Annotated in this window: 23 protein-coding genes, 1 tRNA gene and 1 pseudogene; 12 read left to right on the plus strand and 13 right to left on the minus strand. The window is 62.6% G+C overall.

Going from position 1 to position 22,276, the window contains the following annotated elements:
* Window positions 1-154 precede the first annotated feature (154 nt).
* Entirely contained in the window at window positions 155-403 is a 249-nt protein-coding gene (locus ACIPZG_RS21115) for a DUF1654 domain-containing protein (RefSeq protein WP_400716590.1), read from the plus strand.
* Window positions 404-646: 243 nt separating this feature from the next.
* The gene (locus tag ACIPZG_RS21120; RefSeq protein WP_400716592.1) at window positions 647-1,321 is read left to right on the plus strand and encodes a polysaccharide lyase family 7 protein; all 675 of its coding nucleotides are present in this window, start codon (window positions 647-649) and stop codon (window positions 1,319-1,321) included.
* A 108-nt stretch (window positions 1,322-1,429) separates the two neighbouring features.
* Here ACIPZG_RS21120 and ACIPZG_RS21125 read toward each other — a convergent pair whose 3' ends face one another.
* The 3 genes from ACIPZG_RS21125 to sohB form a co-directional block, all read right to left on the minus strand.
* Window positions 1,430-1,633 carry a PLD nuclease N-terminal domain-containing protein gene (locus ACIPZG_RS21125; RefSeq protein WP_400716594.1) on the minus strand — a complete coding sequence of 68 codons (204 nt, stop codon included), beginning with the start codon at window positions 1,631-1,633 and terminating at the stop codon, window positions 1,430-1,432.
* A gap of 184 nt (window positions 1,634-1,817) precedes the next feature.
* Window positions 1,818-1,891: transfer RNA gene (locus tag ACIPZG_RS21130), tRNA-Cys, on the minus strand.
* 152 nt (window positions 1,892-2,043) lie between these two features.
* Window positions 2,044-3,069 carry a protease SohB gene (gene sohB, locus ACIPZG_RS21135; RefSeq protein WP_008089377.1) on the minus strand — a complete coding sequence of 342 codons (1,026 nt, stop codon included), beginning with the start codon at window positions 3,067-3,069 and terminating at the stop codon, window positions 2,044-2,046.
* A gap of 196 nt (window positions 3,070-3,265) precedes the next feature.
* Here sohB and ACIPZG_RS21140 point away from each other — a divergent pair, with 196 nt between their 5' ends.
* From ACIPZG_RS21140 to ACIPZG_RS21155, 4 genes are all read left to right on the plus strand, one after another.
* Window positions 3,266-3,976 carry a histidine phosphatase family protein gene (locus tag ACIPZG_RS21140; protein WP_400716596.1) on the plus strand — a complete coding sequence of 237 codons (711 nt, stop codon included), beginning with the start codon at window positions 3,266-3,268 and terminating at the stop codon, window positions 3,974-3,976.
* Window positions 3,977-4,031: 55 nt separating this feature from the next.
* Entirely contained in the window at window positions 4,032-4,349 is a 318-nt protein-coding gene (locus tag ACIPZG_RS21145) for an SCP2 sterol-binding domain-containing protein (RefSeq protein ID WP_400716598.1), read from the plus strand.
* A 192-nt stretch (window positions 4,350-4,541) separates the two neighbouring features.
* Window positions 4,542-5,609 carry a phosphotransferase family protein gene (locus ACIPZG_RS21150; RefSeq protein WP_400716600.1) on the plus strand — a complete coding sequence of 356 codons (1,068 nt, stop codon included), beginning with the start codon at window positions 4,542-4,544 and terminating at the stop codon, window positions 5,607-5,609.
* 23 nt (window positions 5,610-5,632) lie between these two features.
* A complete protein-coding gene (locus ACIPZG_RS21155) occupies window positions 5,633-6,400 on the plus strand; it encodes an SDR family oxidoreductase (RefSeq protein ID WP_400716602.1) in 768 nt (255 codons plus the stop codon).
* Here ACIPZG_RS21155 and ACIPZG_RS21160 read toward each other — a convergent pair whose 3' ends face one another.
* From ACIPZG_RS21160 to ACIPZG_RS21170, 3 genes and pseudogenes are all read right to left on the minus strand, one after another.
* Window positions 6,401-7,222 carry a class I SAM-dependent methyltransferase gene (locus tag ACIPZG_RS21160; protein WP_400716686.1) on the minus strand — a complete coding sequence of 274 codons (822 nt, stop codon included), beginning with the start codon at window positions 7,220-7,222 and terminating at the stop codon, window positions 6,401-6,403.
* Window positions 7,223-7,289: 67 nt separating this feature from the next.
* Window positions 7,290-7,640: a hypothetical protein gene (locus ACIPZG_RS21165; protein ID WP_400642445.1), complete on the minus strand. Its 351-nt coding sequence runs from the start codon at window positions 7,638-7,640 to the stop codon at window positions 7,290-7,292.
* A gap of 41 nt (window positions 7,641-7,681) precedes the next feature.
* Window positions 7,682-7,823, minus strand: a pseudogene (locus ACIPZG_RS21170) (GGDEF domain-containing protein); the annotation flags it as partial.
* Window positions 7,824-7,946: 123 nt separating this feature from the next.
* Between ACIPZG_RS21170 and ACIPZG_RS21175 the strand changes: the two are divergent.
* The 4 genes from ACIPZG_RS21175 to ACIPZG_RS21190 all read left to right on the plus strand — a co-directional run bounded on the left by ACIPZG_RS21175 (window position 7,947) and on the right by ACIPZG_RS21190 (window position 12,058).
* Entirely contained in the window at window positions 7,947-8,126 is a 180-nt protein-coding gene (locus ACIPZG_RS21175) for a hypothetical protein (protein ID WP_008089395.1), read from the plus strand.
* Window positions 8,127-8,177: 51 nt separating this feature from the next.
* A complete protein-coding gene (locus ACIPZG_RS21180; RefSeq protein ID WP_400642444.1) occupies window positions 8,178-8,546 on the plus strand; it encodes a glycine zipper domain-containing protein in 369 nt (122 codons plus the stop codon).
* Window positions 8,547-8,666: 120 nt separating this feature from the next.
* Window positions 8,667-10,496, plus strand: coding sequence for an SLC13 family permease (locus ACIPZG_RS21185; protein WP_400716604.1), 1,830 nt, complete (start codon window positions 8,667-8,669; stop codon window positions 10,494-10,496).
* A gap of 140 nt (window positions 10,497-10,636) precedes the next feature.
* Window positions 10,637-12,058, plus strand: a complete 1,422-nt coding sequence (locus tag ACIPZG_RS21190; protein WP_400716606.1) for a diguanylate cyclase — start codon at window positions 10,637-10,639, stop codon at window positions 12,056-12,058.
* Window position 12,059: 1 nt separating this feature from the next.
* On the opposite strand, the gene ACIPZG_RS21195 is transcribed toward ACIPZG_RS21190, so the two are convergent.
* A complete protein-coding gene (locus ACIPZG_RS21195) occupies window positions 12,060-12,821 on the minus strand; it encodes a sulfite exporter TauE/SafE family protein (RefSeq protein WP_400642441.1) in 762 nt (253 codons plus the stop codon).
* 100 nt (window positions 12,822-12,921) lie between these two features.
* On the opposite strand from ACIPZG_RS21195, the gene ACIPZG_RS21200 reads away from it, so the two are divergent.
* Together ACIPZG_RS21200 and ACIPZG_RS21205 are read left to right on the plus strand one after the other, a co-directional pair.
* On the plus strand, window positions 12,922-13,842 hold the full coding sequence (locus ACIPZG_RS21200) for a LysR substrate-binding domain-containing protein (RefSeq protein WP_400716608.1): 921 nt from the start codon (window positions 12,922-12,924) through the stop codon (window positions 13,840-13,842).
* A 758-nt stretch (window positions 13,843-14,600) separates the two neighbouring features.
* Entirely contained in the window at window positions 14,601-14,786 is a 186-nt protein-coding gene (locus tag ACIPZG_RS21205; RefSeq protein WP_400642439.1) for a hypothetical protein, read from the plus strand.
* Between the two features lie 45 nt (window positions 14,787-14,831).
* On the opposite strand, the gene ACIPZG_RS21210 is transcribed toward ACIPZG_RS21205, so the two are convergent.
* The 6 genes from ACIPZG_RS21210 to ACIPZG_RS21235 form a co-directional block, all read right to left on the minus strand.
* The gene (locus ACIPZG_RS21210; RefSeq protein WP_400716610.1) at window positions 14,832-16,091 is read right to left on the minus strand and encodes an MFS transporter; all 1,260 of its coding nucleotides are present in this window, start codon (window positions 16,089-16,091) and stop codon (window positions 14,832-14,834) included.
* A gap of 58 nt (window positions 16,092-16,149) precedes the next feature.
* Window positions 16,150-17,205 (minus strand): sugar phosphate isomerase/epimerase family protein, encoded by a 1,056-nt coding sequence (locus tag ACIPZG_RS21215; protein ID WP_400716612.1) that lies wholly within the window; start codon window positions 17,203-17,205, stop codon window positions 16,150-16,152.
* A 126-nt stretch (window positions 17,206-17,331) separates the two neighbouring features.
* The gene (locus ACIPZG_RS21220; protein WP_400716614.1) at window positions 17,332-18,828 is read right to left on the minus strand and encodes a PLP-dependent aminotransferase family protein; all 1,497 of its coding nucleotides are present in this window, start codon (window positions 18,826-18,828) and stop codon (window positions 17,332-17,334) included.
* 63 nt (window positions 18,829-18,891) lie between these two features.
* A complete protein-coding gene (gene betA, locus ACIPZG_RS21225; RefSeq protein ID WP_400716616.1) occupies window positions 18,892-20,574 on the minus strand; it encodes a choline dehydrogenase in 1,683 nt (560 codons plus the stop codon).
* An 11-nt stretch (window positions 20,575-20,585) separates the two neighbouring features.
* Window positions 20,586-22,049, minus strand: a complete 1,464-nt coding sequence (locus tag ACIPZG_RS21230) for a purine-cytosine permease family protein (RefSeq protein ID WP_400716618.1) — start codon at window positions 22,047-22,049, stop codon at window positions 20,586-20,588.
* A complete protein-coding gene (locus ACIPZG_RS21235; RefSeq protein WP_400716620.1) occupies window positions 22,046-22,225 on the minus strand; it encodes a hypothetical protein in 180 nt (59 codons plus the stop codon). The genes ACIPZG_RS21230 and ACIPZG_RS21235 overlap by 4 nt, the downstream gene beginning before the upstream one ends.
* Window positions 22,226-22,276: the final 51 nt, after the last annotated feature.

Consider the following 22,276-nt stretch of genomic DNA (forward strand, 5'->3'; position numbering starts at 1 on the left):
GAAGCCCGGCCTCATACGCCGGGCTTTTTTTGTCCGATGAAAAATGAATGCTCGAAAAATTTACCTGTAAGCGATGTTTACACAGGCGCGCTGCTTGATAGTTTCCTACATAACGGATAACTGTATATGCGTACAGCAAACGGAGTTTTCGCACATGCCGCCCCTCACCTTCTCACATTCACCTTCTCGCTCCTTCGAGCGCCTCGGATACCGCATACAGCTGGCAATCGCTTCGCCGCATGTCCAGAAGCGGCAATTCATCGAGGTGGAACCGAACCCCGACGAGACGCTCGATGACTGGCAGCGATTGCTTGCCGACCTGGAAGACACGCATGGCGTACGAATTGAGCGCCTGGCCTCTGGGCGCATCCGCATAGGCTGGCGAGACTTCACGGAAGCTTGATCGATGCCCGCATCCCGCGGGCATTTTTCTGACCTGATTTATAACTTGGGTTATTGACAGGACAAAAACCTAAGTTATGATTTATCCCATAACACAGGTTATTACCCGGAACGACGAATCACCGCTGATGCAACACCACCGCCCTGTCGCCAGTAGCGAGGCCGGGAGAACGATGCGGAGCACGCATCTCATCAAGGCAGCCAGTCCTGCCACCTCGATAATCTCTATCAGGAGACTCACACCATGACCGTAAACATCGACGACCTCACGATTACGACCCCCGTACCCACGTCAGCCACCAATCCCGTCGCCCTGGAGCTCAGCGGGGCCGAGGCAATCGCGCAGCTTCCTGACATCGTGACCGTGCAGGCCGATGGGTCCATTCAATTCACAGCACCCACCAAGGGCGCTTCGAGCAAGAGCACTCATCGCACGCGGTGTGAATGGAAAGAGCCGGTGTACTGGTCGCTGGCGAGCGCCGATGAACACATCAACTTGCAGGAGATGACGCTCACCAAGGTCAACTCCGCCCAGAAGGTCGTCATCTCGCAATTGCACGTGAAGGACGACGACAGTCCGCCCGTGAAAGTCCTCTGGAGCAAAGGGAACATCACCCTGGGGTTTCGCAAGACATTCAACCAGCCGGACCCGGTGAACACGACGCTGCTCAAAGGTGTGCCACTCGGAGCGAAATTCAAGGTAACCCTCCGAGTACTTGCCTCGGGCGCCTTGACTGTCACCGCCGAGTGCAATGGCCATGCCGCGTCGTCGGGCCGGCTGGAGATGGATAGCTCGTGGCGATCATCAGTGCTGAATTTCCACGGCGGCGTGTACAACCAGATCGACTACACCAGCGCCACTGCGGCTGACGATGGCTCGACCTGCATCATCAGCAAACTCTCGCTGAGCCACGGCTAGGTCCCGCCATAAAGAAAAACCCCGCAGACGTTAGTCTGCGGGGTTTTCTAATGGTGAAGGCCGAGGGTATTGACTCTGACCAGCTTCAGCTCATTCGAGCCGCTTTGATCAGTGGGATGAACCAAGACGACTGTTGCCCCGAGGGCCAGCCAAAGCCCAGATGATCAGGCCAATCACTGGAAGAAATGCAACAAGTGCTACCCAGAGTACTTTCTTCAGGGTTTCGCTATTGCTTCTCACCACATTGATAATCGCCCAGATATCCAGGACAAAAATGGCGAAGGCAATCAAGTTGTACAAGATAGAGCCCATGGACACACTCCAGCGTTAATGAGATTGCCGGTCAGAATAGCAAAGGTATTGGCAAGCCCTGGTTCGCCCAGATCAGCTTGTCTCGTCCATTACCCAGCAATCAGCGTCAGATGCGTAAATGATCGGCATTTTCAACGCACAAAGAAAAACCCCGCAGACGTTAATCTGCGGGGCTTTCGAATAATGGAGGCCGAGGTCGGAATCGAACCGGCGTAGACGGATTTGCAATCCGGAGCATAACCACTTTGCTACTCGGCCTCAAAGTCGGATCTAGCTGCTTGCGCTTTGCTATCTCCTTGAAACACTGAACCTTTTTCAAAGTTCGCTGCGTTTCGATGGGCGCATTATGTCTGCATTCCGCAGACCTTGCAACCCCCTTCACAAAAAAAATATTCAAGGGGTTCAAGGGTTTAGCGCAAGCGGCCGAGTTTACTCCACAAACCCACCAAGGTGTTCTCCACCGTTCCACTCGCCGCCATGCCGATACGCTCCTGCAAACTCTTGCGTTCGGCATAGTGCAGGTGGAACAGGTTGGCGTTGCGCGCGCGGTCGCTGAGGTACTCATCACTGGTTTGCAATTCATCCACCAGCTTGCGGTTCAGTGCGGCAACGCCCAACCAGACCTCACCGGTGGCCACCTCGTCGATGTGCAGCTGTGGGCGGTAGCGGGCGACGAAGTCCTTGAACAACTGATGGGTGATGTCCAGGTCTTCCTGGAACTTCTCCCGGCCCTTCTCGGTGTTCTCGCCGAACACGGTCAGGGTGCGCTTGTATTCACCCGCCGTCAGCACCTCGAAATCGATGTCGTGCTTCTTCAGCAGGCGATTGACGTTGGGCAGCTGCGCCACCACGCCGATCGAACCCAATACGGCAAACGGCGCACTGACGATCTTCTCGCCAATACAGGCCATCATGTAACCGCCACTGGCGGCAACCTTGTCGATGCACACGGTCAGCGGGATGCCAGCCTGACGGATGCGCGCCAGCTGCGAAGCGGCCAGCCCGTAGCTGTGAACCAGGCCGCCGCCGCTTTCCAGGCGCAGCACCACTTCGTCACGCGGGGTGGCGAGGGTCAGCAGTGCGGTGATCTCGTTGCGCAGGCTTTCGGTGGCGGAGGCCTTGATGTCGCCATCGAAGTCGAGCACGAACACTCGGCTCTTTTCCTCGGCCTTGGCCTTGCCTTTCTTCTGCTGCTTTTCAGCCTTCGCCTGCTGCTTGCGCAACGCCTTGAGCTGGGCCTTGTCGAGCAAGCCAGACTCCAGTCGCTCGCGCAGCTCTTTATAGAACTCGTTGAGACGGGTGACCTGCAGTTGGCCACCGGCCTTGCGCCGCCCTTTACCGCGCAAACCGGCAATGGCGGACAACACCACCAGGATGGCAATCACCAGGGTGGCGGTTTTAGCGAGAAAGCTTGCGTATTCGGCAAGAAACTCCACGTTGACTCCTTATAAACCAGCGCCTGTGCGGCGCGAAACTGTAGCAAGCATACCGGTGCTCTGATGGCGCTACCAGCGGGGGCAAAGGCTGGCAACACAGTTCAAACAACCTTTTCAAACGCTTGTATGCTTTTTCGTTGACAGCCCGTGTGGCGCATCCTAACCTCGCAGCAACTTCAAACCGCCGGACACCTTCGTGGGCAACCTCTACCTGATCCGACATGGCCAAGCTTCCTTCGGCGCCGATGACTATGACGTCCTCTCGCCCGTGGGCATTCGTCAGAGCCAGGCGCTGGGCGAACATCTGGCACAGCTTGGCCTGCGTCTGGACCGTTGCCTGGCGGGCAGCCTGCGGCGTCAGCAAGACACCGCCCGGCTCGCGCTGGAGGCGATACAGGCCAACGGCTGCGCGGTACCACCGATTGAGACCGACCCGGCGTTCAACGAGTTCGATGCCGACGGTGTGATTCGTGCGCTGTTGCCTGCCCTGCTGACCGATGAACCTCAGGCCCGGCACATTCTGCGCAATGGCGCGCAGAACCGCAGCGAATTCCAGCGCCTGTTCGCCCTGATGGTGCAGCGCTGGCACGCTGGGGATCATGCCGACGACGGCCTGGAGACCTGGCAGGCGTTCACCGCCCGGGTCGACACCGGCCTGCGACGGCTGCTGGACAGCGCTGGCAGTGGCGACAACATTGCCGTGTTCACCTCTGGCGGTACCATTGCCGCCCTGCTCCATCTGATTACCGGTATTACCCCCGGCCAAGCGTTTACGCTGAACTGGCAAATCATCAACACGTCGCTCAGCCACATCAGGTTTCGTGGCCGCGACGTGGCACTGGCCTCCTTCAACAGCCAAGCCCATGTACAGCTGTTGAAGGTGCCGGAACTCATCACCTATAGATGAGCCCGGCCTGTTGTGTCCCTGCGGACGCTAATAATTACTTAACAAGGAATACACCATGAGCGATGTAGCTAAAGCCGTCGAAGCGATGAAAGCAAAGTTCAATCCCGCCGCTGCCGCCGGCCTGGACCTGGTGTTCGGCTTCGACATCACCGACGAAGACAAGAAGTACGCCCTGATCGTCAAGGACGGCACTTGCGACCTGCAGGAAGGCGAAAACCCGGACGCCAACTGCACCCTCGTCATGGACAGCGAAACCCTTAAGGGCATCGTCAGCGGCGAAACCGACGGCATGCAGGCTTTCATGGGCGGCAAGCTGCGCGTCGAAGGCGACATGATGCTGTCGATGAAACTCAGCGAGCTGTTCCCTTCCTGAGTGACGGGCACGCCGAGTGACAAGAAAACCGAAGCCTGAGCGGCTTCGGTTTTTTTTTGCCCCGCAGGCAGCATTCGGTGCAGTGATCGGCCAGCAACACCCGCACCTATATGACACCTGGCACGCTTGTCCCAGCGCACCAAGATCATTAGATTAACCAATAGTCCTTGCGCTAGAAAATAAGGAAAACGCATGACGCTCACCGACCAGTCCACCCAGGTACGCCCCGGCGAAGAACTCGACGCGGCCGTCATCGATCCTTACCTCAAGGCCCATATCCCAGGCCTGGCCGGCACGCCGAACATCAGCCAGTTCCCCGGCGGCGCCTCCAACCTCACCTACCTGGTCGCCTACCCGGATCGCGAATTCGTCCTGCGTCGCCCGCCCTTCGGCCAGAAGGCCAAGTCTGCCCACGACATGGGCCGCGAGTTTCGCATCCTCAACCAGCTCAACGAAGGGTTCCCGTACTGCCCCAAGGCGTATGTGCATTGCACCGACGAAACCCTGATCGGCGGCGAGTTCTACGTGATGGAGCGGGTCAATGGCATCATCCTGCGCTCGGACATTCCTGCCGAGCTGGGCCTGGATGCCACGCGCACCGAGGCGCTGTGCAAAAGTTTCATCGACCGCCTGGTCGAGCTGCACCAGGTTGACTACAACGCCTGCGGCCTGGCCGATCTGGGCAAGCCGGAAGGCTATGTGCAACGCCAGATCGAAGGCTGGACCAGCCGGTACGAGAAAGCCCTGACACCCGATGCGCCGCGCTGGGAGCAGGTCATCGCCTGGCTGCGTGACAAGATGCCCGCCGACCATCCGCGACCGGGCATCGTGCACAACGACTATCGCTTCGACAACGTCATCCTCGACGCCGACAACCCGATGCGCATCATCGGCGTGCTCGACTGGGAAATGGCCACTATCGGCGACCCGCTGATGGACCTGGGCAACAGCCTGGCCTACTGGATCGAGGCGAGCGACCCGGCACCGATGCAGCTGATGCGCCGCCAGCCGAGCAACGCCCCCGGCATGCTCACCCGCCGCCAGTTCGTCGACTACTACGCCGAGCGCGCCGGCATCCGCCTGGACAACTTCGATTACTACTATTGCTATGGCCTGTTCCGCCTGGCGGGCATCGTCCAGCAGATCTACTACCGCTTCTACCACGGCCAGACCCAGGACAAACGCTTCGCGCAGTTCATCGAAATGAACCGGCTGCTGGAGCAGACGAGCCTGCAGGTGATCGCCAAGTCCACACTCTGACGACAGACAACAAGGAAAACAGCATGTCCAAGACTCACCTGTTCGACCTCGACGGCAAGATCGCTTTCGTCTCCGGCGCCAGCCGCGGCATTGGCGAGGCCATTGCCCACCTGCTGGCCCAGCAGGGTGCCCATGTGATCGTCTCCAGCCGCAAGCTCGAAGGTTGCCAGCAGGTGGCCGACGCGATCATCGCCGCCGGCGGCAAGGCCACCGCAGTCGCCTGCCATATTGGTGAAATGGAGCAGATCCAGCAGGTGTTCGCCGGCATCCGCGAACAGTTCGGGCGCCTGGATGTGCTGGTCAACAACGCCGCCACCAACCCGCAATTCTGCAATGTGCTGGACACCGACCCAGGCGCCTTCCAGAAGACCGTCGACGTCAACATCCGCGGCTACTTCTTCATGTCGGTGGAAGCCGGCAAGCTGATGCGCGAGAACGGCGGCGGCAGCATCATCAACGTGGCGTCGATCAACGGTGTTTCACCCGGCCACTTCCAGGGCATCTATTCGGTGACCAAGGCGGCGGTGATCAACATGACCAAGGTCTTCGCCAAAGAGTGCGCGCCGTTCGGCATCCGCTGCAACGCCCTGCTGCCAGGCCTGACCGACACCAAGTTCGCCTCGGCGCTGGTGAAGAACGACGCCATCCTCAACGCCGCGCTGCAGCAGATCCCGCTCAAGCGCGTGGCCGACCCCAAGGAAATGGCCGGCGCCGTGCTGTACCTGGCCAGCGATGCGTCCAGCTACACCACCGGCACCGCGCTCAACGTCGACGGTGGTTACCTGTCCTGATCAGGCCTTGATCGCCTGCAGGGTGTAGCTCAGCGGCAGGCGCTGGGGCGCATGGCGCAGGCGCCATTCGCCATCGGCGCCCTTGTCCATCTGCCCCGGCAATGCCTCCCAGGGGATGCTCTGGTGCTCGACCAGGGCGGTCAGTTGCAGGCCGTGCGCGAGCAAGGCGCTGATGACCTCGCCGAGGCCGTGGTTCCATTCGTGGGTTTCGGTCCGGGTCAGGCGCTGGTCGCTGTCGACGTAGGTCTGGTCGGTGTGCCATACCGTCGGCGCCTCGTGTTCGAAGTAGGGATACTCCAGTTGCAGCCGGTCCTGATGGTCTTCGTTCACGGCCATCAACATCGGGTGGCCATCGCGCAGGAACAGGCGACCGCCAGGCTTGAGCAAGGCCGCCACGGCGCTGGCCCAGGGCTCGATGCGTGCAAGCCAGCACAATGCACCGATGCCGGTGTAGACCAGGTCGAAAGTACCCGCAGGCAACACGCGGTCAGCCTCATAGACGTCGGCATGTACGTAGTTGATTGCCGTGCCGCAGCGCTGGGCAAGACGCCTGGCTTCCAGCAGCGAGGCTGCAGAATAGTCCAGGCCGCTGACCTCAGCCCCCAGCCGCGCCAGCGACAAGGTATCGGTACCGATATGGCATTGCAGATGGGCCGTGCGCAAGCCATGAATGTCGCCCAGCCGCGGCAGGTCGAAACGGACGGTTTCGGACAGGTGCTCGGGCTGGAGGACCAGACGCTCGACTTCATAATCCTTTGACGCCGCATGCAGCGGGGCGCGCTCATCCCAGCTGTCACGGTTCAGTTGCTGTGATCGATCCAAAGTAGCCATCCGTGCTCTCCTTCAAGTATCTACCACCCGCCTCGTGAGCCAGCTGGCCCGTCCCGCCCTACAGGCAGGTAGCCGCCGCCGCCCGCCGCTGCAGGGCCACGTTATCGTTTTTCTGTGCGTAGTAATCCACCTGGGTACCGCCCGCCCGCGGATAGACGTCGACGAACGACTCGGCTTCGCGGGTATAGACCGTGAGCCCACCCTGCTTGCGCTTCTCCAGGTAGCCGCTGGCATCGTCCCCGAACACGTCTTCCTTCTGCCAGCTGAACTGGATGCACTGGGCCACCAGCTCCGGGGCCTTCAGCGAAGCGAGCTGCGCAGTCGGCTTGCCGCCGCGTGCCGCGTCCATGGTCGCCGAAGCGCAACCGACCAACACCAGTGCCGCAGCCATCGGCAAGATTGCTCGCATATTCCATCCTCGGGGCAAAAAAAGAATGCGACTCTAGCACTTCAACCGGCCCCGACCAACGCCGCCATGCGCACGGCGTTGCGCCCAGCGGCCATGACCTGATACAGCGCGGCCTGGCACACCGCACCATAACCCGACACTGAAACGCAGCGGAATCTCGTCCCCGGCGAAATGCGCCGGGCTGCAGCCGACAGGCACGCCGTTCATCGCCAGCAGCATAAAAAAATAGGCGGCAAGGAAACAAAATGGATCGATTCCAGTCTCAGGCAGTGTCCCGTAAACCTTTGCGGATCAAGGACCTATAACGTGATAACGCGCCTTGCCAGTTGTTCGCTGATTGCCGCCTTCCTGCTCGTTGCCGGCTGCAACCACCATCACTACCACGATGACGATGATGGCTGGCGCGACGGTGATCGCGACCACCGTCATCACCACCGGTACGATCGCGACGATGATCGCCGCTACCGTGACCGCGACTACCGCTAGAACGTCTTTCCACTCCACATCCAACTTGATGATTCTTCCGAGGCTCTTAACATGCGTCTGACTTTGCCTTCCCTTGCTCTTGGCCTGCTGATGTGCCAAGGCGCTTTCGCCGGTGACGGTAGTGCCGCCATTGGCGGTGGCCTGGGGGGAGCCCTGGGTAACGTGGTCGGTAAACAGATCGGCGGCAGCACCGGTGCGGCCATTGGCGCCGGCCTGGGTGGCGCGGCGGCCGGCGCGGTAGGTGCGAACAAGCACAGCCGTACCGAAGCCGCCATCGGCGGTGGCTTGGGCGCGGCCGGTGGCTCGGTCATCGGTCGCAAGGTGGGCGGCTCGAACGGCTCGACCATCGGTGCGGGCCTGGGTGGCGCGGCCGGTAGCGCCATCGGCAACCACATGGGCGACAAAAAGCACCATCACTGATGGGGTGCGCTCAGGGCCGCCCTGCGGCCCTGATGTTTATCAATACCCCCTTTATCACGACCTGCCAGACTGGCTGCTACTGTCTACTGTGCCCCTCGTGTGAAGGAACATCCCCGCCCCATGAACCAGGAACTGCTCTGGGTCCTCGGCCTGCTGGCCGTCGTCATCGTGCTCTTCGTCATCAACCGCCCACGCATGGACGTGGTCGCCCTGCTGGTGATTCTCGCCTTGCCCTTGTCGGGCATTCTCAGCGTCGAACAAGCCCTGGCCGGGTTCAGCGACCCCAACGTGGTGCTGATCGCCGCGCTGTTCGTGATCGGCGAGGGGTTGGTGCGCACCGGCATTGCCTATCGCATTGGCGAATGGATGAGCGAACGCGCCGGCAACAGCGAAGCACGCCTTCTGGTATTGCTGATGGTGTCGGTGGCCGGGCTGGGCTCGGTGATGAGCTCGACGGGGGTGGTAGCCATCTTCATTCCGGTGGTGCTGAGCATTGCCGCGCGCCTGCAGATTTCCCCCAGCCGGCTGATGATGCCGTTGAGCTTCGCCGGCCTGATCAGCGGCATGCTCAGCCTGGTGGCCACGCCGCCCAACGTGGTCGTGCACAGCGAACTGGTGCGCCACGGCCTGCCTGGCTTCAGTTTCTTCAGCTTTACCCCGTTCGGCCTGGTGGTGCTGGTGCTAGGCGTCGGCTACATGCTGCTGACCCGCCACTGGCTCAATGGCGAAGTGCGCAAGGACGGCCGGGTGGAAAGCCGCCGCACCCTGCTTGACCTGGTACTGGACTACAAGCTCAATGGCCGCGAGCGGCGCCTGCGAATCCGTCCGCAATCCCCACTGATCGGCCATACCCTGGGCGAGCTGGAATTGCGCACCCGGCATGGCGCCAACGTGATCGGCATCGAACGCCAGCACAAGTTCACCACCCGGGTGATCGCCGCCGACTCCAGCACCGTACTGCATCAGGGCGATGTACTGCTGCTCGACTTGTTCGCCAACCGCGACGATTTGCGCACCCTGTGCCAGACCATGCAACTGGAGCCTCTGCACTTCAAGGCCGCGTATTTCATCGATCAGTCCCAGGAGCTGGGCATGGCCGAGGTCTCGCTGCCCCCGGGCTCGAAGCTGATTGGCAAGAGCATCCTCGAACTGGCCTTCCGTACCCGCTACGACCTCAACGTGGTCGGCCTGCGCCGCGACCAGGCGGCAATCGAAGAACAATTGGTGGAAGAGAAGCTGCGCCTGGGCGACACCCTACTGGTGGTCGGCCCCTGGAAAGCGGTACGCCTGCTGCAAAGCCAGCCAAAGGACTTCCTGGTGCTGAGCCTTCCCGCCGAGATCGACCAGGTCGCCCCTGCCCGCACCCGCGCACCGTTTGCCTTGCTCAGCCTGGCAGTGATGGTCGGCCTGATGGTCAGCGGCGCGGTGCCCAACGTCATTGCCGCACTGATCGGCTGCCTGCTGATGGGCGCTGGGCGCTGCATCGACATGAACAGTGCCTACCGCGCCATTCACTGGCAAAGCCTGGTGCTGATCGTCGGCATGCTGCCCTTCGCCCAGGCGTTGCAGAAAACCGGCGGCATCGACCTGGCGGTGGGTGGGCTGGTCAGCCTGCTCGGTGGCGCCGGGCCGCTTGCCATGCTGGCCTGCCTGTTCATGGTGACAGCGGTGATCGGCCTGTTCATCTCCAACACGGCCACCGCCGTACTGATGGCGCCCGTGGCGATCAGCACCGCGACGCAACTGGGCCTGTCGCCCTACCCGTTCGCCATGACCGTGGCCCTGGCTGCCTCGGCGGCGTTCATGACACCGGTGTCTTCACCGGTGAACACCTTGGTACTCGGCCCTGGCCAGTATCGCTTCGCTGACTTCGTCAAGGTGGGCGTGCCCTTCACGTTACTGGTGATGGTGGTGACGGTATTGATGGTGCCTTGGTTCTTTGGCTTGTAAACGGTAGAGCGCGAACAGTAGTGGCAATCCGGCATTATCCTGAAAGATCGCGGCAGATTGACATCAAGTACTCGGTGCAAACACACTGAGACGTCATTGCCCCAGGTGCCTAGAGCCGTTGTCCTGGATTTCGTTTCCGCTTGTCGGTCGAGCCTATGGTTTTTCCAGCACAATCGCGCCTGTTGCCCTACCTCGCGCTGTTCGGCCTCACCTTCGCCCTGACCCTGGGCGGAATCCTGGCCCGGCCAATCGAATCCCTGTCACTGTTCTGGCCCGTCAATGCCGTGTTGGCCGGTGTGCTGTTGCGTTATCCGCGCCTGGCTGGGATGGCCGGCTTCAGCCTGGTCTGGCTGGCCATGGTCGCTGCGGACCTGGCCTGCGGCAGCGACTGGGTGCCTGCCCTGTGGTTCAACCTGTGCAACCTGAGCGTGGTGGTAACGGTTTGGCTGCTGCTTACGCGCTTGCCTCGCCTGCACCGGCGCATGCGCACCCCGTATGGCGTACTCAGTGTATTCGGCGCCTGCGCGGCGGGCGCCACGGTGGCGGCCTGCCTGGCCTGCGTGATGGCCGCGCCCTGGTTCGAGCAGTCCCTGCGTGCGACATGGCTGGCGTGGTTCAGCGAACAGTTCTCGACCAGCATCCTGGTGCTGCCGGTGCTGCTCACGGCCCCTTCGGCCCGCGCGTTGCTGCGCAGCACCCAGGCGATCCGGCTGGCGCCGTTGCTGGTACTGCTGGGCTCGCTGGCGTTGAGCATCGTGTTTGGCGGGCCCGGGGCCATCGCCTTTCCGATCGCCGCATTGCTATGGTGTGCCTGGACCTACTCACCCTTCCTGGTCTCGCTGCTGACGCTGACCGCTGGTAGCACGCTGATCGTCGCCGTGGCGCAAAACCTGATGCACTTCAGCCTGCCGCAAAGCGAACCTGGGGTCACGACGCTGATGTCGGCACGCCTAGGCATCGCCATGCTGGTGCTCGGCCCGCTGGTGGTCGCGTGCGTCAGCCAGGCCAACCGCAGCCTGTTGGCGCGCCTGGCGCACCAGGCCACCATCGATCATCTGACGGGCGCCCTCACCCGAAGCGCCTTCACCCGCCGCGCCAATGCCCTGCTCGAAAGCCGCCAACAGCATGCACAGGCGTTGCCGCTGACGTTGATGATGCTCGACATCGATCATTTCAAGTCGATCAACGATCGCCATGGCCATGCCGTCGGCGACCAGGTGCTGCGCCAGTTCGCCCGCACCCTGCAAGACCAGTTGCACGAAGGCGAGCTGCTGGCGCGCATGGGTGGTGAAGAGTTCGTGGTAATCCTCCCGGGCCTGGCACCGGATCGCGCCAAGTTCACCGCCGAACGCCTGCGCCGCGCCGTGCAGGACTTGCATGTGGTGCACGGCGATGCGCGCCTGCAGATTACCGTCAGCATCGGCCTGGACGGCTGCGCTGCCGACACTGACTCGCCGAGCCTGGATGCCTTGATGGCACGCGCCGATGAAGCGCTGTACCGCGCCAAGGCCCATGGGCGCAATCGGGTCGAACAGGCCCAGGCACAGCGCCAGAGGGTCTGACTCAGCCTGCCAGCAAGTCCCAGGACAGCTTGGCGATCAGCACGCACAGCAGCACCAGGAACAAGCCACGGACAAAGCCGGCACCCTTGCGCACTGCCAGCCAGGTGCCGGTAAGGGCGCCAAGGATGTTGCACGCGGCCATCGGCAGGGCAATGGCGTACAGCACATTGCCGGACGGCACGAAGAACACCAGCGCCGCCAGGTTGGTGGCGATGTTGACGACCTTGGCCGACGCCGAAGCATGCAGGAAGTCCAGGGCGAAAAAGCGGATGAACAGGAAGATCAGGAAGCTGCCGGTACCTGGCCCGAACAGGCCGTCGTAGAAGCCGATGGCGCCCCCGATCAGCACAGCCAGGCACTGCTCCTTGGGGCCGATCTTGGCTGGCTTGTGCAAGGTGCCGAAATCCTTCTTGCAGAAGGTGTAGATCGCCATCAACACGATCAGCACCAGCACCGCCGGGCGCATCACGCTGGGCGGCACCAGCGACACGGTGGCCGCACCTGCGAAGGACATGACGAAGGCACTGAGTGCCGCAGGCACGATCAAGCCCCAGTCCAGGGTCACCCTGCGAATGAACGAGCGCGCGGCGAAGGCCGTGCCGCACACCGACGCCAACTTGTTGCTGCCCAGCAAGGCCGCTGGTTGCGCCGTGGGCAGCACATTGAACAGCGCCGGGATCTGGATCAGCCCACCACCACCGACGGCGGCATCGATCAGGCCGGCGGCGAAAGCGAACACGGAAAGTACGGCGATATCCATCATGACGCGGTTCCAGGCAATGAAGGCAGGCTGCAAGGCTAATCAAAGCGGCGCGCTTGTGGTGAAATGCCACATTGCGAAAACTGCAACGAGGAACCCTTGTATGGCATTGGACATGCTGCGTGAAATCCAGGCCTTCGTCAGCGTCGCGCACAAGCGCAGCTTCGTCGCCGCGGCACGTGCGCTGGGCCGTTCACCCAGCGCAATTACCCGCGCGGTGCAGGCGCTGGAAGACAACACCGGGTGCAAGCTGCTCAACCGCAACGCCAACTCGGTAACCCTCAGTGAAGCCGGGGAGCGCTTGCTGCCCCATGCCGAACGCTTGCTGGATGTGCAACGGGATGCCACAGATGAACTGGCCGCACTCAGCGGCAGCGCCCAAGGCTGGATTCGCTTTGCCGTGCCGCAGCTGCTCGGTGAACACGTGCTGCCGGGCATGCTCGCGGCCTTCACCCAGCGCCACCCGCAGGTGACCCTGGACGTCCAGTACCGCGACGAGGCCATCGACCCGTTGCTGGGCAAGCTCGATTTCGTGGTACGCGGTGCGTTTCCTCAATCGAGCGAGTTGATCGGCTATCCGTTGTGGCGCTACCGCCGGCATCTTTATGCAAGCCCCGAGTACCTGGCCCGCGCTGGCATCCCACAAGGGCCGGAAGACCTGGCCGGGCATGCGCTGATCCTGCACACCGCGCCTCGCATCCTGAAGGCCTGGCACTTCTGCCGCGACGCCAGCATCACCAGCGTGCGCCCACACCCACGCTTGCGCCTGAGCTCGGGCGATGCGGTCTACCACAGTAGCTTGGCCGGCGCCGGTATTGCCCGCCTGGCGGACTGGGTGGGTGAACCCCAGGTTCGCGCTGGGCGCCTGGTACGGGTGTGCGCGAATTACCGGCTGACCTCCAGCTCCGGGCAGGATCCGCAGATGCATGCGGTGTACCCTGCCGGTGATCTGCCGGCGCGTGTGCGGGAACTGTTGCTGGCCTTGCGCCAGGCAGGTGAGGCGGCCACTGAACAGCCCCGATAAAGGCTGTTCAAATTCTATCCAATTTAACAGAGCCCGCCGCCGACCTGGCCTACAGAGTTTTATCCACAGACCTACCCACGTTTTTTGTGGACAGATTTTCCCATGTAAAGAAGGACTTATAGCACGGCGCCCAAACGAATGACCGCCCTCCTGTCGCGACCCATTGTGACGCGATAAGCCCTGTGCACGTGAAAACGATTTGCAGCTAGCGCCGGTCCGGCCGTGCCACCGGGCAGCCCTGTCAAACGCACAGATCAGCCTGGCGGAATGGTACCGAGCAAACCGATCAGAATGGTCAGCAGCAGAAAGCCACCCAGAAACAACGTGAGCTTGCCCATCGGAACCTCTTTGACGTGATGTTGGGACAAACGCATTGTCGACTTGAGACTGATACGGTTACAGATTCAGGTTCGACGAAAAAAAGCGGATCAGATGCCGCGATGCGGGTGACCGTTGTTCACGGCAATTGCTACATAAGGTTTCATTCACGGCTGAAGCGCCTGCGGGGCCCGCGCGGTCGTGCCGACCCCGGTCGGCACGCTAGAAACCCAAGCCATTCAGGGCCTTGGACCGGGGTTCTGCGTTAACGAATAGAAACAACTACTGCGCAGTTTTGTAGGAAGTTTTTCCTATGCTCGTAGGAAAAAAGCAGTGAGTGCGGTTTTCCTGTATGTAAGCCCAGTTTGATCAGGGTTTTCGAGCTGTTACGGTCCGTTTTTCCTACAACGGCATGGATGCCTTCTGTGCATGAGAAACATATGGACACATACACGGCCGCTGCCCTCAAGCTGCAAAAAACCCTGCTCACGTTGCGTCAGACTCGGGATCGCTTGAGGGCTGCGGGCAACGTAGAAGAAGCGAATGAGCTTGCTCTCAAGATTGCGCGCGTCGAAGAAACCCTGGCGGCCATGTCGCCAGCGCTGAGATCACCGACCTTACAGTGAACCCCTGCAGGGGCGGCAGTATTGCCAGCCCCTGCAAAGCTCCGATCAGGCCAATGCCTCGGCCTGCTGTTGGTTGGCGCGGCGTTTCACCATGCGCTGCAATATCCCGGACACCCCGAAGCCCACCACTGCCAGTACGCTCATCAGGCTGAACACGTAGGTGTAGCCCAGCTCACCCGGGTAACGGTCGAGCAGCGAGCCGTAGATCACGTAGGCGAACATCCCTGGCGCATAGCCGATCAGGCAACCAATGCCGAACGCAGACCCGGTGATACGCGCAGGGATGCCCACTTCGCTCATTGGCGCCCAGAACACGCCGCGCATGGTGAACACCACCAGGGCGAAGGTCAGCGTGGCGGCCATGCCGGCATAGATGAAGCTCTCCTGGCGCGGGATGTTGAGGATGATCAGCATCAGCGGCAGCAACGCCAGAAACGCCCATTTCAGGTAGCGGCTGGAGCTCTTCAGGACCTTGTCGGCAATGTAGCCACCGGCCGGCCCACCGAGCACCTTGAGGAAGTACTGGTTGATGATGCCGTAGGCCCCGACCAGCGCCACCGGCAGGTGGTACATGTCTTTGAGGTAAGGAATGAAATAGGTCAGGCCGCAATACACGATGTAGACCATGAACACGTTCAGGCTCACCAGCCAGATTCCTGGAGAACGCACCGCTTCGAGCAAACCTTTGCCGCCGATCGGTTCACGGGTGGCCGTCGTCTGTGGGTCGCCCTTGAGCAGGATCAGGGTGAGCACGCCAACTCCGATATCGATCGCCGAATAGAACAGGATCGCAGTCTTGAGCCCCAGCGCGCCGGAGCCCAGGGCAACGAACAGGCCCAGTGCGCAGAAGGCTACCAGCGTATCGACCACCCCGCGTCCGCCTTCAAGGAAGCCGAACATGCGGCTCTGTTCATTGTCGTTGCCAAGGTTACGGATAGCCTTGAGCAGGGACGGCCAGAACAGGCAGTCGGCACACACCGCCAGCAGGCTGAACACCACCAACTGCTGGTTGAAGCCGGGGAAGCTGGCCAGATAAATGCCCAGCCCACCGGCCCCGATCAGCCCCAGCGGAATCAGCCGGCGGGTTTCGAAACGGTCGGCGAGGAAGCCGCCCAGCACGAACAAGGCCGTGGCGACGATGGCGTTGGCGCTGAGCAACGTGCCGATCTGGGTATGGCTCAGGCCCATGTGCTCTTGCATGGGGATGTAGAAGGCATCCTTGAGGTTGGCCAGCTTGTAGATGGTGCCACCGCCAAGGACGAGGACCAGAAAGCGCAGCCATTTGGCTTTAGCCGGTGCTGTCATTGTTGTTCTCCACAGTTTCCGGGGTATGGGCGCCGTCGCGACGGCGGGTCGGGTGTGCTCAGTGGTCGGCCAGGGCCAGTTCGGCCAGCAGTCGCATTTCGCCCAAAAGGCCACGCAGGTAGCGCACCTGGTTGTTGGCCCAGCGGTGTTCGTCGGTGAGCATGCGCTCCAGGCTGTAACCTGGCGGCAGCAGGGTTTCGCTCATCTCGCGATAGGGAATGAAGGGATCGCTCGCCTCGCCTGTCTGGCGGAAGGCCGGTGCGATGTAGTGGTTCTCCTGCTCGAGGATGAAGGCCACCACCTGGGGGGTTTGCTCGCCGAGCAACAGCAGTTCCAGCAGCATGCGCGCGCTGGGCAGTTGGTCTTCGGTGCTGCCCTGCAGTACACCGTAATGGCCAAAGCCGTTGGCCTCGGGCACCACGCGCACACCCTTGAGATGCACCTGGCGAATGAACGGTGCGAGGTTGGCCAAGGCCGGCAGCGGTTGTTCGCAGGCGTTGATCATGTTGCCGAAATCGAACAGCGCGTTCAGCCGCGGGTGCCCTACCCGGCGCAGCAAGGTGGCGATCTCGTCGCTCTTGAGTTCTTCGTGCTGCTCGAAGTCGAAGTGCAGGTCGTGCTCATCGGCCAGCCGCGCCAGGCGCCGCAGGTCGTCCTCGATGATGCCCATGACCCGTGACAGGTGCCCTTCGTAGCGCGAGTAGACGCGGATGTTGTGGCTGCCGATGGCACGGGCCACGGCCACGGCCTTGTCGACATCCTCGGCCAGCGTGCTGCTGATTTCCAGGTGCACCTCAAGGCCGAAGGCACGGGCCTTGGCGGCGAAGGCGGCGAGGCGCTCGGCAGGCATTTGCGAAAGGCTGTTGTGCTCACCGTCGAGCAGGTGCAGCGAGAGGCCGTCGAGCTCGTGCCGGTAGGCGAAATCGAGCATGTCCTCGGGGCTGACACGGCCGTGGGTCAGGTTGGTCAGCAGCGGATAGCCATGGGCGAACAGGCGCAGGCTGTCGAGCCGGGCGAGCAAGCGGCGGGCAAGTTCGGGGGTAAGCACCAGGGGCGTCGCGGCCCCGGCGTTGTGGCCCATGAGGGCGGCGAAGCGGGCTTGGATAGCTGTCATTATTATCATTCCTGAGCGATTGCCGGGGTGGCCGGCCATGCTTTTATCGCTCTGGAATGGTGCTATCCCTATAGCCATTTCCGTTTTGTTTATATGACCACTTTGCCGCGCTGGCGCGCCGCTGCATCAAACCTTCAGGCCGAGCCGGCGCATACCCTCGGCGAGCTCCTGCGCGCGCTGCCGGGCCTGGGCCTGCGGCGTGGCGGCGAAGCCCAGCAACAGGCCAGGTGCAAGGTAGCGCTGAAGGCAATAATCGCGCAGTGCATAGGTGTAGACCTGGTGCTCCACCAAGCCGCGCGCCAGGGCATCGTCGTCGACCTCTGCGGGTAGCCAGCCGATCATGTGCAGTCCCGCCTCTACCGGCGCCACCGAAAGAAAACCGCCCAACTCGCTGTGCAAGGCTTCCAGCAGGCAAGCCTGGCGTTCCTGATACAGCGCACGCATGCGCCGGATATGGCCAAGGAAATGACCCTCCAGCATGAAATCGGCGGTGGTGGCCTGGTGCAGCGTCGAGGGGCTGCGGTCCATCACCGCACGAATGGCGCAGAAAGGCTCCACCAGCGCCTCGGACAGAATCACGTAACCCAGGCGCAGCGACGGGTACAGCACCTTGCTGAAAGTGCCGACATAGATCACCCGCTGCCAGGGGTCCATGGCATACAAGGCCGGCAGCGAACGGCCCACGTAGCGGAACTCGCTGTCGCAGTCGTCCTCGACGATCCAGCCCTGGCTGCGCGAGGCCCAGTCGATCAGTTCCTGGCGGCGAGCATGGCTCATGGTGGTGCCTAGCGGGTGCTGGCGTGAAGGCGTGGTGAACGCCAGGCGCGCATCCGGGCATTCACGCAATCCTTGCTGCACATCCAGGCCCTGTTCGTCGATGCGCAGCGGCACCAGCTGGCATCCCAATGCCTGGAAGGCGATGCGCGCGGCAATGTGCCCGGGGTCTTCCATCCACACGCTGTCACCGGGGTTGAGCAGCAGCATGCCAAGCAGGTTGAACGCCTGCTGGGCGCCCGAAGTGATGACTACCTGATCCACGCTGCACTCGATGCCGCGCGCATCGAAGACGTACTCGACGATCGCCTCGCGCAGCCGTTGCAGCCCTTTGACTTCGCCATAACCCAGTTGCGCCTTGCCGGGCTTGCGCAGGTGGCGATTGACCAGACGCTTCCATACTGGCATTGGGAAGGCATCGTAGGCCGGGTGGCTGGGCAGCAAGGACACCGGGCACTCCGGTGCCCAGGCGTTGTACGACATTCCGCTGAAATGCGTGCTGCGCAGCGAATGCACCGCCTGGCTCAGGCTCGACAAGCGCGGTGGCTTGGCGGCGGGCCCCGCGTCCGGGCCACGCCCCTCCCACTCGTCGCCGACGAAGGTGCCGGCGCCGGTGCGCGAGTCCAGGAAGCCCTCGGCGGTGAGCAGGTCGAAGGCATTGAGCAAGGTGATCCGCGACAGCCCCAGCTCCTTGCACAGCGTGCGGGTCGACGGCAGGCGCGAACCGCCCGCGAGCCGACCGCTGAGGATCTGCTTGCGCACCTGCAAGTACAGTTGCCGGTACAGCGGCACTTGGCTGGTGCGATCCAGTTCGACGCCGCTGAGCAGCGCGCCGCCGGGTGTTTTCATGTTGGCCTGGTCCTGTGGGGAGCGTCGGCGGCTATTGTACGCCGCGCCCTCGCAGGTTGCGCCTCAGACCACCTGGCGCGCCGGCGCATGGCTGCGCTGTTGGTCCTCCCAGCCACCCACCAGCCCCACCGGTACATCCGCAGACGCCAGCGGCTTACGCCCGCGCACCAGGTCAGAGGCGCGCTCGGCCAGCATGATGGTCGGTGCGTTGAGGTTGCCGTTGGGCTCGCTGGGGAACACCGACGAGTCGATTACCCGCAAGCCTTGCAGCCCGTGCACGCGCAGTTCGGAATCGACCACCGCCATGTCGTCCTCGCCCATGCGGCAGGAACCGCAAGGGTGCATGGTGCTCTCCATGTTGGCGCGCACGAAGGCATCGATCTGTTCGTCGGTCTGCACATGCGCCCCTGGCGCCAGCTCCTCGCCCCGGTAGCGGTCCATGGCCGGTTGGCCGATGATTTCCCGGGTCAGGCGCACGCATCGGCGGAAACCTTCGCGGTCCTCCTCACGCTCCAGGTAGTTGAAACGGATTTCCGGGTGCTGGTACGGGTCGGCCGACAATGCCCTGACATGGCCGCGACTCTTGGGCTTGTTCGGCCCCGTGAGGACCATGAAGCCGTGGCCCTTGAACGGTTTGTTGCCGTCATAGCGCATCGCCGCCGGCAGGAAGTGGAACTGGATATCAGGCCAGCGCAGCCCCTTGGCCGAGCGGATGAAGCCCCCCGCCTCGAAATGGTTGCTGGCGCCCAGGCCGTCCTTGAACAGCAGCCAGCGCAGGCCGATCAGCGCCTTGCCCAACAGGCTCATCTTGCCGTTGAGGGTGACCGGCTCCTTGCAGGCGTACTGGATGTAGATCTCCGAGTGGTCCTGCAGGTTCTCGCCGACGCCCGACAGGTCGTGGCGCACCTCGATGCCGGCCTTGCGCAGCACAGCTTCGGGGCCGATGCCGGAGCGCTGCAACAGGTGCGGTGAACCGATGGGGCCGGACGACACCAGCACCTCACGCTTGCAATACACCTTGTGGGTCTGGCCGCCTTGATCGTATTCCACCCCCACCGCGCGCTTGCCTTCGAGCAGGATGCGCCGGGTCATGGCGTGGGTGACCACGGTCAGGTTGGGCCGGCTCATGGCCGGGCGCAGGTAAGCGTTGGCCGTGGACCAGCGCACGCCATCCTTGACCGTCATGTGCATGGCGCCGAAACCTTCCTGCATGTAGCCGTTGCAATCGTCGGTCTTGATGTAGCCCGCCTCGGCACCGGCCTCCACCCAGGCGCCATACAACGGGTTCTGCATGTTGTTGCCGTTGTTGGTGGCCAGCGGGCCACTGGCACCGCGGTAGTCGTCGCCGCCGAACTTGTATTGCTCGGCGCGCTTGAAATACGGCAGGCAGTTGCGATAGCCCCAACCTTTGGCGCCGAGGCTTTCCCACTCGTCGAAGTCATGGGCATGACCGCGGATGTAGACCAGGCCATTGATCGACGAAGAGCCGCCCAGCACCTTGCCTCGTGGGCAATGCAGGCGCCGGCCATCGAGGTGCGTTTCGGCCGTGGTTTCGTAGTGCCAGTTGTATTTCTTGGTATTCATCGGCAGCGAGAACGCACTGGGCATCTGGATCAGCACACTGCGGTCGCTGCCACCGTACTCCAGAACCAGCACCGAGGTGCCGGCATCCTCGGTCAGCCGGCTGGCCAGGACACAGCCGGCGGACCCGGCACCGATGATGATGTAGTCGTAGTGTTTATTCATTGCTGTAGCCCTTAGCACGTAGGCCCTGCCTGGAGTGTGCGTTCATTGCCCTGGGGATAGCCGCCCCAGCCCAGGCGGGCGGCCAACAGACGGGTCAACCCGTAGTGGACCAGCCCGGCCAGCAGGCAGGACGGCAGCGAAGCGGTGACGAAGCGGAAGAAGTGGGTGTTGGCCAGCGTCTGCGGGTTGAACACCACCACGTAGATCGCGAAGCCCGCCACCAGCGCGACCAGCGCGATGGGGTTGAAGCCCTTGCAGAAACGCAGCGGCGACTCGCCTTGCGCGGCGTAAAGATGGCGAAGGTTCAGGCGCTGGCGACGCAGGAAGAAGTAATCGGCGATGCCGATGCCGGCCAGGGCGCTGTTGAGCGCAGACGTCCACACCAGGAAGATGAAGAAGCCGTCGTAGATCCCGGGCAACAACAGCACGATGGCCACCGGAATCACGCAGAACAGCGCGATCAGCAGGCCCCAGCGCATGGCCCGCAAACGCTCCCCGGCCAGCTGGCGCAAGCCGATCACTGCGGTGTAGAGGATGTTGACCATGCCGGTGAGGTTGGCCAGCGCCAGGAAACTCAGCGCCACCACACCAAAGCCCATACCGCCGGCCAGGCGCATCCAGGTGGTCGGGTCGCTGCTGCCCAAGGTCGAAGCCGCGAACAGACTGACCGTTTCGCCCAGCGAGGCGGCGCCGAAGATGCCCACCAGGTTGGGCCAGAACGCCGTGCGCTGGTTGCTGCACAAGCGCGACAGGTTGCCCAGGTAAGGCCACCAGGAGAACCCTGCGGCGATGTTGATTTCCACCGCGATCATGAAGTTGACGTGCGGGTCTTCGAACGGCGGTTGCAGGGCCGGCATGGCCAGCAGATCGCCGATGCTGAAGCGCTGGAGGATCAGGTACATCAGCGCCAGCATGATCAGGATCAGGCTGGGCGCAATCACCGCGCTCAACCGGCGGATCATGTCCGGCCCACGCATGGCCACCGTCGCCGCCAGCACGATGGCCAGCAAACCACCGGCGGTCACCAGCCAGCCGTCACCGGCACCGGCCGGGCGCTGTTGAACCAGGGTGTCGAGGTTGTCCAGGGCGCGGCCGCACATCAGCCCCAGCACCGCCAGCCAGCCCATGGTCAGCACCACTACCGACAGCACGTAGACCAGCCGGCTGCCATTGATGCCGAACATGCTGCGCAGGAAGGTGAACTGCTCGACGCCGTACTTGCCGCACGGCAGGCTGGTGGAACAGCCGGCGAGGATCACCCCGATGATGTTGCCGATGACCACAGCGCAGATGCCCTGGCGTGGCCCGACGAACAAAGCAGTGGCGCCGCCGATGAGAAACACCCAGGTGGCCACGGCCAAGGCTGAGTTGGCATAGGCGAAGCCCCAGAAGCCCCAGACCCGCTCGCTTGGCAGCAAGGGGGTATCGCCACGTTCGGCGCCCAGGCGAAATTCCTGCTCGCGAGAATCGCTCATGGCTGGCCACCCCACAGGTAGAAGCCGACGACCAGTGCCAGCGCCAGCACGGCCAGGGCGATGCAGTCGGTCGTGGTCAACGCACCCGGCCAGCGCTGGCCGCTTTGCAGTTCTTCATAGGCGCGCAGGCGCCGGTCCAGGTCTTGCGCACGCTCCACATCGACTTCGCTGTTCATGGGCATCACCTCGGTAGGTTCTTGTTCTTGGAATACGATGCATGCCGATTC

The organism is Pseudomonas sp. NPDC089395, from assembly GCF_044749525.1.
Taxonomy (GTDB): domain Bacteria; phylum Pseudomonadota; class Gammaproteobacteria; order Pseudomonadales; family Pseudomonadaceae; genus Aquipseudomonas.

Coding starts and splice junctions, on each gene's coding strand:
- ACIPZG_RS21115 (WP_400716590.1), top strand. CDS start 155: ATGCCGCCCCTCACCTTCTCACATTCACCTTCTCGCTCCTTCGAGCGC.
- ACIPZG_RS21120 (WP_400716592.1), top strand. CDS start 647: ATGACCGTAAACATCGACGACCTCACGATTACGACCCCCGTACCCACG.
- ACIPZG_RS21125 (WP_400716594.1), bottom strand. CDS start 1,633: ATGGGCTCTATCTTGTACAACTTGATTGCCTTCGCCATTTTTGTCCTG.
- ACIPZG_RS21145 (WP_400716598.1), top strand. CDS start 4,032: ATGAGCGATGTAGCTAAAGCCGTCGAAGCGATGAAAGCAAAGTTCAAT.
- ACIPZG_RS21150 (WP_400716600.1), top strand. CDS start 4,542: ATGACGCTCACCGACCAGTCCACCCAGGTACGCCCCGGCGAAGAACTC.
- ACIPZG_RS21155 (WP_400716602.1), top strand. CDS start 5,633: ATGTCCAAGACTCACCTGTTCGACCTCGACGGCAAGATCGCTTTCGTC.
- ACIPZG_RS21165 (WP_400642445.1), bottom strand. CDS start 7,640: ATGCGAGCAATCTTGCCGATGGCTGCGGCACTGGTGTTGGTCGGTTGC.
- ACIPZG_RS21180 (WP_400642444.1), top strand. CDS start 8,178: ATGCGTCTGACTTTGCCTTCCCTTGCTCTTGGCCTGCTGATGTGCCAA.
- ACIPZG_RS21185 (WP_400716604.1), top strand. CDS start 8,667: ATGAACCAGGAACTGCTCTGGGTCCTCGGCCTGCTGGCCGTCGTCATC.
- ACIPZG_RS21195 (WP_400642441.1), bottom strand. CDS start 12,821: ATGATGGATATCGCCGTACTTTCCGTGTTCGCTTTCGCCGCCGGCCTG.
- ACIPZG_RS21200 (WP_400716608.1), top strand. CDS start 12,922: ATGGCATTGGACATGCTGCGTGAAATCCAGGCCTTCGTCAGCGTCGCG.
- ACIPZG_RS21205 (WP_400642439.1), top strand. CDS start 14,601: ATGGACACATACACGGCCGCTGCCCTCAAGCTGCAAAAAACCCTGCTC.
- ACIPZG_RS21210 (WP_400716610.1), bottom strand. CDS start 16,091: ATGACAGCACCGGCTAAAGCCAAATGGCTGCGCTTTCTGGTCCTCGTC.
- ACIPZG_RS21215 (WP_400716612.1), bottom strand. CDS start 17,205: ATGACAGCTATCCAAGCCCGCTTCGCCGCCCTCATGGGCCACAACGCC.
- ACIPZG_RS21220 (WP_400716614.1), bottom strand. CDS start 18,828: ATGAAAACACCCGGCGGCGCGCTGCTCAGCGGCGTCGAACTGGATCGC.
- betA (WP_400716616.1), bottom strand. CDS start 20,574: ATGAATAAACACTACGACTACATCATCATCGGTGCCGGGTCCGCCGGC.
- ACIPZG_RS21230 (WP_400716618.1), bottom strand. CDS start 22,049: ATGAGCGATTCTCGCGAGCAGGAATTTCGCCTGGGCGCCGAACGTGGC.
- ACIPZG_RS21235 (WP_400716620.1), bottom strand. CDS start 22,225: ATGAACAGCGAAGTCGATGTGGAGCGTGCGCAAGACCTGGACCGGCGC.